This is a genomic window from Streptococcus sp. 1343, assembly GCF_013277355.1.
Classification (GTDB): Bacteria; Bacillota; Bacilli; order Lactobacillales; family Streptococcaceae; genus Streptococcus; species Streptococcus pseudopneumoniae.
The window spans coordinates 37,147-50,005 of the sequence record NZ_VMMT01000041.1 but is presented as its reverse complement, the minus strand read 5'-3'; the positions used below and the strand labels follow the sequence as shown (position 1 = coordinate 50,005).

General features: G+C 40.2%; 10 protein-coding genes, 1 tRNA gene and 1 other RNA gene. 2 read left to right on the top strand and 10 right to left on the bottom strand.

Translation table 11 applies throughout. The features are described from left to right. Window positions 1-65 precede the first annotated feature (65 nt). The 4 genes from HT709_RS06575 to HT709_RS06560 form a co-directional block, all read right to left on the bottom strand. Window positions 66-734: a hypothetical protein gene (locus HT709_RS06575; RefSeq protein WP_240153262.1), complete on the bottom strand. Its 669-nt coding sequence runs from the start codon at window positions 732-734 to the stop codon at window positions 66-68. A 131-nt stretch (window positions 735-865) separates the two neighbouring features. Further along, the gene (locus HT709_RS06570; protein WP_138704278.1) at window positions 866-2,818 is read right to left on the bottom strand and encodes a fructose-specific PTS transporter subunit EIIC; all 1,953 of its coding nucleotides are present in this window, start codon (window positions 2,816-2,818) and stop codon (window positions 866-868) included. Continuing rightward, a complete protein-coding gene (gene pfkB / locus HT709_RS06565; RefSeq protein WP_172925618.1) occupies window positions 2,760-3,725 on the bottom strand; it encodes a 1-phosphofructokinase in 966 nt (321 codons plus the stop codon). Before pfkB ends, HT709_RS06570 begins: the two co-directional genes overlap by 59 nt. Continuing rightward, a complete protein-coding gene (locus HT709_RS06560; protein ID WP_050242460.1) occupies window positions 3,722-4,462 on the bottom strand; it encodes a DeoR/GlpR family DNA-binding transcription regulator in 741 nt (246 codons plus the stop codon). Before HT709_RS06560 ends, pfkB begins: the two co-directional genes overlap by 4 nt. A gap of 161 nt (window positions 4,463-4,623) precedes the next feature. Here HT709_RS06560 and HT709_RS06555 point away from each other — a divergent pair. Further along, window positions 4,624-4,711: transfer RNA gene (locus HT709_RS06555), tRNA-Ser, on the top strand. A gap of 187 nt (window positions 4,712-4,898) precedes the next feature. On the opposite strand, the gene ssrA is transcribed toward HT709_RS06555, so the two are convergent. Together ssrA and cozE are read right to left on the bottom strand one after the other, a co-directional pair. Then, window positions 4,899-5,246, bottom strand: a transfer-messenger RNA (tmRNA) gene (ssrA, locus tag HT709_RS06550). A 531-nt stretch (window positions 5,247-5,777) separates the two neighbouring features. Further along, a complete protein-coding gene (gene cozE, locus HT709_RS06545) occupies window positions 5,778-6,887 on the bottom strand; it encodes a cell elongation protein CozE (protein WP_050276847.1) in 1,110 nt (369 codons plus the stop codon). Between the two features lie 102 nt (window positions 6,888-6,989). Between cozE and pbp3 the strand changes: the two genes are divergently transcribed. Beyond that, window positions 6,990-8,231 carry a D-alanyl-D-alanine carboxypeptidase PBP3 gene (pbp3, locus tag HT709_RS06540; RefSeq protein ID WP_172925617.1) on the top strand — a complete coding sequence of 414 codons (1,242 nt, stop codon included), beginning with the start codon at window positions 6,990-6,992 and terminating at the stop codon, window positions 8,229-8,231. A 226-nt stretch (window positions 8,232-8,457) separates the two neighbouring features. Here the strand turns inward: pbp3 and sufB are convergent, their stop codons facing one another. Genes sufB through sufD form a run of 4 tightly spaced genes read right to left on the bottom strand, consistent with a single transcriptional unit; the run spans window position 8,458 to window position 12,854 of the window. Beyond that, a complete protein-coding gene (gene sufB, locus HT709_RS06535) occupies window positions 8,458-9,870 on the bottom strand; it encodes a Fe-S cluster assembly protein SufB (RefSeq protein WP_000797052.1) in 1,413 nt (470 codons plus the stop codon). Window positions 9,871-9,927: 57 nt separating this feature from the next. Beyond that, the gene (gene sufU / locus HT709_RS06530) at window positions 9,928-10,368 is read right to left on the bottom strand and encodes a Fe-S cluster assembly sulfur transfer protein SufU (protein ID WP_119948105.1); all 441 of its coding nucleotides are present in this window, start codon (window positions 10,366-10,368) and stop codon (window positions 9,928-9,930) included. Then, complete coding sequence (locus HT709_RS06525; RefSeq protein WP_172925616.1) at window positions 10,355-11,581, bottom strand: cysteine desulfurase; 1,227 nt, start codon at window positions 11,579-11,581, stop codon at window positions 10,355-10,357. The genes sufU and HT709_RS06525 overlap by 14 nt, the downstream gene beginning before the upstream one ends. A gap of 10 nt (window positions 11,582-11,591) precedes the next feature. Next, complete coding sequence (sufD, locus tag HT709_RS06520) at window positions 11,592-12,854, bottom strand: Fe-S cluster assembly protein SufD (protein ID WP_119946954.1); 1,263 nt, start codon at window positions 12,852-12,854, stop codon at window positions 11,592-11,594. Between the last annotated feature and the right edge of the window lie 5 nt (window positions 12,855-12,859).

Below are 12,859 nucleotides of genomic sequence, written 5' to 3'. Positions count from 1 at the left end.
ATCTATTTCCCTATCCGCAACTTCCCAAACACAATCGAAATGTTTTTCCATCATAGAAATGAAATCTATTTCATCATTATTAGTTTTAAAAAAGTCATCTTTTTAGTAGTTTTACGTTCACCTATCAACACAAAATTGGTCTCCCAATTATATGGAGGCAGAGTAACTCTTAAAAAAGCCTTTGTCATCTTCATATTTTTCTTTTTTTTATAAACCAACATAAACGGCAAACGATATTGTGTTGAATAATAGCGAATTTCCATTTGTCCACTTTCTACATATTTACTATATTTTTTAGTCACATCTTCAATTTCGATACTAATATTTGTGTCAGACTTTCGCAACCCTTCTTTATCCTCAAGTTTCTCTAAATCTGATAAAAAATTGGTATAGATCTGAGAACACAAAAAACGAATTTTCATTCCATTATTCATAGCATTCTCTAATACAGTTCTATTTTCCGAAAAAAAATCAATACCTGATATAAAAAGTAAATCCAATCTTTTAGTATTTTTACATAACTTTTTAATCTCTCTAGTCGAATGCTTTTTCTTTGCCACTACACCTTTAAATCCATACGATTTCATTTCTTCTGCAATACGAAAATCTCTTGTAATTTTTTTCGTCACTAAGTAACCAAAACCACCGATTATTCCAGAAGCTAATAGAGCTGATAAAATTGATTCTACTATCTTCTTCCAATCCAAATCCAGAATAAATTCAATTATATTCATTTAAAATACTCTCATTATGTTTTTTCATTTCTATGAGTTTTATTTTAGAATATCATTCAAAAACTTGTTTGTCAAATTCTTTAAAAAAGGCTGCACCAAACGGTCCAATCTTTTTATTTTCTATCTAATTTTTATGCTTGTGGTTTGCGTAGGTAACCATAAACCACACCACTTACGATTGCTCCTACCAAGACAGCAACGAGGTAAAGGAGGGCATTTGAAGTAAGGGCAATAACGAAGATTCCTCCGTGTGGCGCCATGAGTTTGATACCAGTAAGACCAACGAGACCTCCTGCTACTGCTGAACCAAGAATGAAACTTGGAATCGCACGAGCTGGGTCAGCTGCACCAAACGGAATCGCTCCCTCAGTGATAAATGACAAGCCCATGATGATATTCGTCAAACCAGAGTTGCGTTCTTCCTTGGTAAATTTATCTTTGAAAAGAAGCGTTGCGACAAAGATTGCAAGTGGTGGCACCATTCCTCCAGCCATAACTGCTGCCATGGCTACAGAACCACCTGAAGAAACAGTCGCTGCAAGCGTACCTGTACCAAAGACATAAGCCGCTTTGTTAACTGGTCCACCCATGTCAACAGCCATCATTCCACCAAGGACGATACCAAGAAGGACAGCTGAACCGCCTCCAAGACCGCCTAGGAAGTCATTCATAGCAGTGTTGATTGCCGCCATCGGGATATTCACAGCTAGCATGACAAATCCAGTCAAGATCGTTCCAAGAAGTGGCAAGAGAAGGATTGATTTAGCACCTTCAAGTGAACGAGGAACTTTAACGTATTTCTTGATAGCAAGAACCAATGCACCTGCGATAAATCCTCCCACAAGGGCACCTAGGAAACCAGATGATACACCTGCAAGAGTTGAAGTTGCTTCACCACCTGCGGCATAAGGGATCTTACCAAAGGCAAACCCTTCTTTGGCAATAGCACCAGCCACGAAACCAGCTACCAAACCTGGTTTTTCAGCAATAGAATAGGCAACATAACCTGCAAAGACTGGAAGCATCAAACCAAAGGCAGCTCCACCAATTTTCATGAACATAGAAGCTAGTTCATGGTAGGAACCAAGATTACCAAGGTTTTCATTTGGAACGCCCAAAGCACCGTCAATCAAGAAGGCAAGGGCAATCATGATACCACCACCAATAACGAATGGCAACATTTGAGATACACCACTCATCAAGTGTTTGTAGAAGGCACCACCAAGGCTTTGTTTTTCGTTAGAGGCTGTTGCGGCTTTGGCACCATTAGCGGCACGGTAGATTTCAGCATCCCCAGAAAGAGCCAAGTTAATCAGCTCTTCTGTTTTACGGATACCGTCAGCAACTGGACGATTGATCAATGGTTTGCCATCGAAACGATCCATTTCAACTGCCTTGTCTGCTGCGATGATAACAGCTTTAGCCTTACGGATGTCCTCTGATGTTAGTTGGTTCCCAACACCGCTGGCACCGTTGGTTTCGACCTTGATACCAACCCCCATTTCAGCAGCCACTTTTTGAAGGGCTTCTTGGGCCATGTAAGTGTGGGCAATACCTGTCGTACAAGCTGTAACAGCCACGATAAAGTCACCAGAGTTATTGGCAGGTACTTGAACAGGTTCCTCAGTTTTTTCTGAAGCTTTGTCAAAAAGTTCGATGACTTGATCAGCTGATGTTGCTTGACGAAGTTTGTCAGCAAAACCGTCTTTCATCAAGTATTGAGACAATTCTGCCAAGGCTGCCAAGTGAGTGTCATTGGCACCTTCTGGAGCCGCAATCATGAAGAAGAGGTCTGTTGGTTGTCCGTCCAAGCTCTCATAATCAACACCCTTATTTGACTTAGCAAATAGAACTGTCGCTTCTTTGACAGCAGCGTTTTTGCTGTGAGGCATTGCGATACCGTCACCCAAACCAGTAGAAGTCAAGGCTTCACGCGCCAAAATGCCTTCTTTAAAAGTTTCAAAATCTGTTACATAACCGTGGTCTGTCAAATTTTTAATCATCTCGTCGATGACAGCTGTTTTTTCAGTTGCCTGCAAATCCAGCAACATGACATCTTTTCTCAATAAGTCTTGAATTTTCATCGTTTTCTACCTCAACTTTTTCATATGTTTCTTTAATAAATTCTGCCGTTGCCAAGTCATCCGAGAAAGTAGTTGCTGTTCCGCAAGCCACTCCCCATTTGAAGGATTCTACTGCGTCTTTTGATTTGACAAATTCACCTGTGAATCCGGCAACCATAGAATCACCAGCTCCGACTGAATTTTTGACTGTTCCCTTGATTGGTTTAGCGAAGTAAGCTCCCTCAGATGTGACAAGAAGGGCACCGTCCCCAGCCATAGAGATAATAACATTTTGAGCACCTTTAGCCAGTAACTCACGAGCGTATTTCTCAATTTCATCTAAACTTTCGAGTTTAACCCCAAAAATCGCTCCAAGTTCATGATTGTTTGGTTTTACAAGAAGAGGTTGGTAGTCCAAACTATCAATTAAGGTCTGTCCTTCAAAGTCACAGACCACTTGCGCACCAGTCTGGCGCGTCAAGGAAATCAAATCCTTATAGATGACATTGCCTAGATTTTTAGCACTTGAACCAGCAAAGACAACTGTATCATCTGCTGTCAGACTAGATAAAATAGCTTTCAATTCTTCTAGCTGAGCTGCGTCAACATTTGGACCGGTTCCGTTGATTTCTGTTTCTTGGTCTGCTTTAATCTTGACATTGATACGCGTATCTTCTGCCAATTGGACAAAGCGTGTTTCAATTTTTTCCTCTGCCAAAGTATCTGTGATAAATTTACCAGTAAAACCTCCGATAAATCCCGTCGCTGTATTTGGAATACCCAAGCGTTTCAAGACACGACTGACATTGATTCCTTTCCCACCAGCAAACTTATCATCACTGTCCATACGATTGACACTACCGACTTGAACTTGGTCCAAACGAACGATATAGTCAATGGATGGATTGAGTGTGACTGTATAAATCATACTTCTATTACCTCCGTTTTCTCCTTAATAGCCTGCAAGAGCTCATGCCCTTGACTTGTGATAACAATAGCTCGTTTGAGTGGAGCTACCTTGGCAAAGCAAGTTTGTCCAATCTTAGACGAATCCACCAAGACATAGGTCTGTTTGGCATTCTCTAAAATAGCACGCTTCACAGCTCCCTCCTCCATATCAGGAGTCGTATAATAGCCATCGTCCACACCATTCATCCCGATAAAGGCACGGTCAAAGTGCAATTGGTTAATCTGGTTAAGAGCAACGCCCCCGATGCTAGCATCTGTCGCCATCTTGACACTTCCTCCAACCATGACCGTTGGAATCTGCTTTTCAACCAACTGAGCAGCATGGTGAATGGAGTTGGTCACGACTGTAACATTCTTATTGACCAATTCATGAATCAAAAAGGCTGTCGTTGTTCCAGCATCGATAAAGATGACATCTTGTTCCTTGATGAGAGAGGCTGCTTTCTGAGCCAACAACTTCTTCTCTTGAAGGTTTTTGACAGATTTTTCTTGAATGGTTTCTTCTTCCTGCAAGGAATGAGGCAATTCTGCTCCACCATGCACGCGACGAAGCTTGTTTTCTGCTTCCAATTCATCCAAGTCTCTTCGAACCGTTGATTCTGAGGTCTCTAGCAAACTAACTAATTTTTCTAGAGAAACTACATGATGTTGATGTAACTCCTCTAAAATCAGTTGCTTCCGCTCTGTTTTTAACACCGAATCACCTCCTGTTATCGTTTACACTATTCATTCTATCACACTTTCTTTTAAAGTCAAGCATTTTTTATCATTTTCTTTCAAATTCTATCATTTTTCTTATTTTCAGAATTTTTATTGCAAGATAAGAGCCTTTATGGTAGACTATTTGAGTAAGTATTGGAAGATTACTCAAGAGGCTTAAGAGGCCGTGTTGGAAACGCGGTAGGCGTGTAACAGCGTGCGTGGGTTCGAATCCCATGTCTTCCGTGGAAAAGAAAAATTATTTCTAGGATGCAACAAATGTTGTATCCTTTTTTGTATCCCTTTTTTACAAATAGAGTCTGTTTTAGGGGCTGACTTTTTAGCAAAAGAATACCAAGGAATACCAAAGACAAAAACAAAAAACGTTGATTTAACAACGTTTTACCAAGGAATGCAAAAGAATGCAAAGGAATAATGGAGCCGGTGGGAGTCGAACCCACGTCCAAACACCTGCCAACATATTTGTCTACAACCATAGGTTATGTATTATGTTAACAGTCCCTCGACACATAACTCAAGCCTAGAAACTGCGAGTCTATCAATCTCTTATCAAGCCGCTAGACAAGACTTGATCGTATCTCGCTAATAATAAGACCTGTCATTGAACACGAGCAATCCAAATCGGGTCACGCCTGCTGGTTTTTAGGCAGCTAGAGCGTAAGAAGTGTTATTTTTTGCAGTTATATTTAACTGAGCGTTTACGTCGCCACACGAGTCGCAAAATATGCCTCATAATGCCTGTCGAATCCGTAACGACCCCAAAAGACAATAAAACCATTATACCTTATCTAACTCAAAAATGCAAAAAGGAAATCAATTAACTAAAAAAGATACTATTCAAGAAATTTAGCAAACTGGGAGACTATCTCAGTACATAACTTTACGATTGTGAATAGAACTTACGAAATCCAATTAACACATACCTAAGATAAAGCTATCTGTTTTGAAGAAATTCACGAAGAGAATTATTCTAAAATACTTTCAGATGAGAATTTTCCTACTCTCTTTGTTTCAATTCATTTGAGTTTAAAAACTATAAAATCAATCCTTATATTATTCGGACTACGTTTCACTTGTTGTGCTAAAATAAATAGGTTTCATTCGAACTTTAATAGACTATGAAAACCAGTGGAACTTACCCTGACACGGAATTCCACTGGTTTTTTCGATTTTTACCAGATTAACTTCTACTATTTTTAGCTGTGAAAATTAGTTTAGGACTTTAACTTATTTTCAATCTTCTAATCTAAAGGCCACTTCTAGTAAAGAAAAATCAGGGTTCTCCTGACTTTTACTTAGCTAATTCTCTTTCTCGTTCTTTCATTATTTTATGATTTTCATACAAACGGGATAAGAACTTAGAAATTTCTTTTAAGATAGAATAGGTTGGCACTGCGACAATCATTCCAACTACACCATAGATATTGCTTGACAACAAAAGTAAAACTAAAATCGTGATTGGATGAACCTTCATAACACTTCCTACGATTCGAGGATATAAGATATTGCCATCTACCTGCTGAACAACAAGCATATAAATCACTGCAATCAGCATTCTATGGGGATCAGTGAATATATTTGCAATAATCATAGGAATCAAACCAATACTTGGCCCCACATAAGGAATTAAATTGGCTACACCAGAAAAAATAGCAAAAACTAAAGCATATTTTAAACCAATAATACTATAGCCAATATAAGCCAAACAACCTATAATGATTGCGTCAATCGAAACTCCACTAATATAGCGAGCAATCGTCGCATTCAAATTCTTTAAGAGGCCTGCAATATGCAAGCGATCCCTCTTTAGAATCGTTCTTTCAAGCATGGGCAAGAATTTATGTCCATCTAGTAAGAAATAAACCAAAAAAACTGGAGTCATAATCAAAATCAAAACAGTACTGATAAGAGCTGACAAGACGCTCCCCACACTATTTGATACGCTATTTAGGATATTTTGAAGAATATCAACATAGGATAAGTTTAACTGCTGAATTGTAGCTTCTACATCCAAATTCTGGAGCGCAGGATAATTAGATAAGTCTATGATTAAGTCTTGTACTCGACTATAAATAGTTTGACTAGATATAATCAAACTAGATAACTGATTAATCAAAATAGGTAAAAGATAGACAACACCTACGACCATTCCCCAGACCAAAGCACACAAGGTAATTAAAATACCAAGCAAACGATTGAGTTTACAGACTTTATTTAAGAAAGTAACAATAGGGTTTGTCAAATAATAAAGAAACCCCCCTAATAAAAATGGAATCATAATTGTATTAAGCACGCTAACAAAAGGGTTAATCAAAGACCCCATCTGTCTCCATAGGTAAAATATGATTGTTAAGAGTAAAATTTCTGTGGTCCAAAAAAATAATTTATTTCTACGAAACATGAGTTACCTCCCTCACTCTATTTTACCATATTTTCAAAAAGCTTAACGGATGAATTATTAAAGCAAGAATATTTTTTTTCTTTATGATAGAATAAGACTACTATGAAAAAAATATTTTTAACTTTATTAACTGTCTCCCTTTTAGGAGGTCCTTCTACTGCTGTTGCTCAAGATTTTACCATTGCCGCTAAACATGCGATTGCTGTTGAGGCAAATACTGGTAAAATTCTCTATGAGAAGGATGCAACGCAACCTGTCGAAATTGCTTCCATAACAAAATTGATTACTGTTTATCTAGTCTATGAAGCTCTGGAAAATGGAAGTATCACACTATCCACCCCAGTAGATATTTCTGATTATCCTTATCAATTGACGACAAATTCTGAAGCCAGTAATGTTCCTATGGAGGCCCGTAATTATACTGTCGAAGAGTTGCTTGAAGCAACTCTGGTATCTAGTGCCAACAGTGCCGCTATTGCCCTAGCTGAGAAAATTGCTGGCTCTGAAAAAAACTTCGTTGATATGATGCGAGCAAAACTCTTGGAATGGGGAATCAAAGATGCCACTGTTGTCAATACAACTGGTCTGAACAACGAGACTCTAGGAGATAATATTTACCCGGGCTCAAAAAAAGATGATGAAAACAAGCTCAGTGCTTATGATGTCGCTATCGTTGCCCGCAACCTCATCAAAAAATACCCACAAGTTTTGGAAATCACCAAAAAACCTTCTTCTACTTTTGATGGGATAACAATCACTTCAACCAACTACATGTTAGAAGGTATGCCTGCTTACCGTGGTGGTTTTGATGGACTGAAAACAGGAACAACAGATAAGGCTGGAGAGTCTTTTGTTGGTACTACTGTCGAAAAAGGCATGAGAGTCATCACAGTTGTTTTAAATGCAGACCATCAAGACAATAATCCTTACGCTCGGTTTACAGCTACATCTTCACTAATGGATTATATTTCTTCTACATTTACACTTCGCAAAATCGTTCAGCAAGGCGATGCCTATCAAGATAGCAAAACCCCTGTACAAGATGGAAAAGAAGATACGGTCACTGCAGTGGCCCCAGAGGATATCTATCTAATTGAACGTGTTGGGAATCAATCTTCCCAATCTGTTCAATTCACACCTGATTCCAAAGCAATCCCAGCACCACTTGAAGCTGGAACAGTGGTTGGCCATTTAACTTACGAAGACAAGGACTTGATCGGTCAAGGTTACATCACCACAGAGCGCCCTAGTTTCGAAATGGTTGCAGACAAGAAAATTGAAAAAGCCTTCTTCTTAAAAGTTTGGTGGAATCAGTTTGTCCGCTTTGTTAACGAGAAATTATAAAAAAATCGCGATTTAAACCGCGATTTTTTTTATTACAAATTCATCTTCAAAGTTCTTGATTTTGAGTAGATCTAATGCTCAATGAAAATCAAAGAGTAAACTAGGAAGCTAGCCGTAGGTTGCTCAAAGCACCGCTTTGAGGTTGTAGATAAAGCTGACGTGGTTTACACTTTGATTTTCGAATAGTATCAAAGTCCTTGATTTTGAGTAGATCTAAAATCAAATTTTACCCAACTGACCCTTCCATCTCATAGCTAATCAAACGGTTCAGCTCAACAGCATACTCCATTGGAAGCTCTTTTGTGAAGGGCTCCACAAATCCCATAACAATCATTTCTGTCGCTTCTGATTCTGACAATCCACGACTCATGAGGTAATACAATTGTTCTTCTGAAATCTTAGAAACCTTAGCTTCGTGTTCCAAAGCAACTTGCGAGTTGTGGATTTCATTAAATGGAATAGTATCTGATGCCGACAAGTCATCCATGATAATGGTATCACATTCAATGTGAGAAACAGATTTCTTAGAGTTCTTGTTAAAGGTTACTTGACCACGGTAGTCAACCTTTCCTCCGCCTTTAGCGATGGATTTAGACACGATAGACGAACTGGTATGTGGAGCATTGTGAATCATCTTGGCACCAGTGTCCTGGTGTTGCCCTGCATTAGCAAAGGCAATAGAAAGCATAGTACCACGCGCCCCTTCTCCATCTAGGCAAACAGATGGGTATTTCATGGTTGTTTTGGCACCCAAGTTTCCATCAATCCACTCAACAGTCGCATCTTTCAAGGCTTTGGCACGTTTCGTTACCAAGTTATAGACGTTGTCAGACCAGTTTTGAATGGTTGTATAACGCATATAAGCTCCTTTTAAGGAAAAGATTTCTACAATGGCAGCATGCAAGCTGTTACTTGAATATGTTGGCGCTGTACAACCTTCAACGTAGTGGACACTTGCTCCCTCATCAACGATAATCAAGGTACGTTCAAACTGACCTGTATTTTCGTTGTTGATACGGAAGTAAGTTTGAAGTGGAATATCCACTTTGACCCCTTTTGGTACATAGATAAAGGTTCCACCTGACCATACTGCCGAATTGAGGGCAGCCAACTTATTATCTGTTGGTGGTACCAACTTAGCAAAGTATTGTTTAAACAAATCTGGGTATTCCTTGAGAGCAGAATCCGTATCTGTAAAGATAATACCTAACTTCTCAAATTCTTCCTTCATGTTATGGTAAACTACTTCGGACTCATACTGGGCAGAAGCTCCAGCAAGATAAGCACGTTCAGCTTCTGGAATCCCAATACGTTCAAAGGTTTCTTTAATTTTTTCAGGAACCTCATCCCAGGAACGAGCTGGTTTATCAGATGGTTTTTGGTAGTAGATTAAGTCATCAAAATCAATCTCTGATAAGTCTGCTCCCCAAGTTTGCATGGGCATTTTTTTGAAGGTTTCATAAGACTTCAAACGGAATTCTAACATCCACTCAGGTTCTCCCTTGGCAGCTGATAGTTCACGAATGACATCCTCATTCAATCCTTTTCCTGTCGATAGGACAGGCTCTACATCATCATGGAAACCAAATTTATATTCACCAAGATCAATTGGTTTTGGTTCTACTCTTTCTTCAGCCATAATATCCTTTCTTTCATTCTTCATTTCTACTGATTCATAAGACAAAAGAAACTTGTCTTATTTGTTTTCTTGATTTTCAATTGTTTTCTTAAGGGCATTCCAAGCTAGGGTTGCACACTTAATTCGTTGCGGGAATTTGGCAACACCTGACAAGAAAGCTGCATCGCCTAGTTGGTCTTGGCGTTCATCTTTTTGCCCTTGAACCATTTCAGAAAAAATAGTCGCAAGTTCTAAAATTTCTTGTTTGGTTTTTCCTAAAACGGCATCTGTCATCATACTAGCAGAGGCAGTTGAGATGGTACAACCTGAGTTTAGAAAAGCAATATCTTCCAAACAGTCCTCTGAGTCAAACTTGACAGAGAGGTTGATAACATCCCCACAGGTCGGATTGTTGAGACTGATTTGTTCAACGTCTTCTAACTTCCCTTGGTGATGTGGATTTTTCGAATGATCCGCTACCACTGCCATATAGAGGCTATCTAGTTTAGAAAGTGCCATTGAAAAACTCCTTTGTCTTTTGTAAGGCATCGACTAGCTTGTCGCAATCTGCCTTGGTATTGTAGATATAAAAACTTGCACGAGCTGTTGCTGGGACTTCTAAATACTGAAGCAAGGGTTGCGCACAATGATGGCCCGCACGAACGGCTACTCCCTCATAATCCAAAGCAGTCGCTAGGTCGTGCGGATGAAGGTCGCCTAGGTTAAAGGCAATGACACCTGAACGTTGAGCCAAGTCCTGCGAACCGTAAATGGTCAATCCTTCAATCGCCTGCAGTTTTGGATAGATATATGCAATCAGTTCCTGTTCATGGGCTTCAATGGCATCCATACCAATCTTTTCCAGATAATCCACTGCTGCTGCCAGTCCGATAGCACCTGCCATGTTAGGAGTTCCAGCCTCGAATTTCCAAGGTAATTCCTTCCAACTAGCAGATTGCTCGTAGACAAAATCAATCATCTCGCCGCCAAATTCAAGGGGTGACATTTGTTCTAAATACTTCTCTTTTCCGTACAGAACACCGATACCAGTCGGACCAGCCATCTTGTGACCTGAAAAGGCAAAGAAGTCCACATCCAAGTCCTGGACATCGATCTGCATATGAGGCGTAGATTGAGCACCATCCACCACCATGATGGCACCAACTTGGTGGGCCATTTGAGTAATTTCCTTAATTGGATTGACGACACCAAGAACATTTGAAGCATGAGCAAGGGAGACAAACTTAACCTTATCAGTCAATTTAACTCGCAAATCCTCCATATCCAAGGCACCGTCCTTAAGATAGACATAGACAAGCTCTGCCCCAGTCTTACGGCAGGCTTCCTGCCATGGAATGATATTGGAATGGTGTTCCATGACGGAAATCAAGACCTGGTCTCCCTCAGTCAAGACTTCCTCAGCATAACGCGCTACCCAATTCAGACTGGTTGTCGTTCCTCTGGTAAAGAGAACTTCCTTTGTAGAGTCTGCATTGATAAACTTACGAATGGTTTCACGAGCCGCCTCATAAGAAGCTGTCGCCCTTTCTGCCAAGGTATGAACACCACGGTGAACATTGGCATTGTCGTTCTCATAGTAGCGGTTGATTGTTTCCAGTACTGCTAGTGGTTTTTGTGTCGTCGCAGCATTGTCCAGATAGACCAACGGTTCATCGTTGACAATCTGGTCTAAAATTGGAAAATCCTTGCGAATCGCTTCTACATCTAACATAGGCTACCCCTTAGCGTTTTGACAATTTTTCTTCGATAGTCGCAATCATTTCATCACGAACTTCCTTGACTGGAATCTCCACGATAACAGATCCAAGGAAACCACGGACAACCAAGCGTTCTGCAGTTGCCTTGTCCAAGCCTCGGCTCATGAGGTAGTACATGTCTTCTGGATCTACCTGACCAATAGAGGCTGCGTGTCCTGCAGTTACGTCATTTTCATCAATCAAAAGAATTGGATTGGCATCTGAACGCGCTTGGTCTGAAAGCATGAGCACACGGCTCTCTTGTTGGGCATCTGCTCCCTTAGCACCCTTAATGATGTGGCCGATACCATTGAAAGTCAAAGTTGCTTTTTCAAGGATAACCCCATGTTGGAGGATATTTCCGATTGAGTTGCAGCCATAGTTTGTTACGCGAGTGTCAATTCCTTGCACCTGACGGCCACTTGAAAGAGCTACCACTTTAAGATCCGCATGGCTACCGTTACCAAGCAAGTCACTATCAAAGTCAGCAACGACGTTTCCTTCGTTCATGACACCGATTGCCCAGTCAATACTTGCATCGTTGCCTAATTTACCACGACGGCTAATATAGGCAGTAACGTTTTCACCTAGACGGTCGATCGCCGCAAACTTCACTTGAGCACCAGAACGTGCAATGACTTCTACTGTGATATTAGCAGTTGCTTTGGCACTTCCTTCACCGCGTGACTCTAAACGCTCCAGATAACTAATCTTAGAATTTTTACCAGCGATAATCATAATATGCTTGTTAAACGGCACATCGCTATCGCTGTCTTGATAGAAAATCCCTTCGATTGGTTCAGCAATTTCCACGTTATCAGGAATATAGAGAACAGCACCACTATTGAAATAAGCTGTATGGTAGGCTGCCAACTTATCATCGTCATACTTGACAGATGACATGAAGAATTCCTCAACAAGCTCTGGAATTTCTTCTAAAGCTGAGTGGAAGTCTGTAAAGATGATACCCTGTTCAGCCAACTCAACTGGAATTTGCTCAAAAACAGTTTGCGTTCCTACTTGCACCAACTTCAAGTGGTTATCTAGTGCAGTGAAATCTGGAACATTTGCTGATGGCTCGCTTTCTGTAATCGTCCCATCCCCCAGATTCCAACGGTGGAATTTGACACGCTCAATAACTGGTAATTCCAAAGTCTCAATCTTATCAAAAGCTTTTTGACGGAGGTCAGCCAACCAGCTTGGTTCAGCGTGCATTTCTGAAAAAAGTTTAATATTTTCTCTAGTCATTTACT